The sequence below is a fragment of the Actinospica durhamensis genome (genome assembly GCF_018139695.1).
Classification (GTDB): domain Bacteria; phylum Actinomycetota; class Actinomycetes; order Streptomycetales; family Catenulisporaceae; genus Actinospica; species Actinospica durhamensis.
In genome coordinates, this window is record NZ_JAGSOG010000905.1 from 1 (window position 1) to 381 (window position 381).

The 381-nt window shown below is 75.3% G+C and carries 1 pseudogene; it reads left to right on the forward strand.

The window, feature by feature from the left end:
- Window positions 1-84: 84 nt before the first annotated feature.
- Window positions 85-381, forward strand: a pseudogene (locus KDL01_RS42780) (sensor histidine kinase); the annotation flags it as partial.

Consider the following 381-nt stretch of genomic DNA (forward strand, 5'->3'; position numbering starts at 1 on the left):
GCGCGGAAGTACCGCGTGTGCGGTAGCCGGTCGCTCGTCCGCGAGGGGGAGTCGCCCGCGGAGGCGGCCAGCTAGGGTGCGCGCATGAGTGCAGGCGAGCCCGGTGTCCGAGTCGGTGCCGGGGACTGGGGGATCGCCGTCGGCGTGGCGGCGGCACTGCTGGTCACCGGCCTGTCCGGGCAGCGTTCCGCCACGAACCTCGAGGTGCTCGGGTACGCGTTGCTGACGGTCGGCGGGCTGGCGCTGGCTGTGCGCCGCAGAGCCCCGGTCGCCGTGCTGGGCGTCACCGGGCTGTGTGCGGTGGGCCACCAGGCGGTCGGTTTCGACGTGCCCGCCGTCGCGTACCTGTTCGCGGTGTACGCGGCCGTGCGGGCGGGGCAC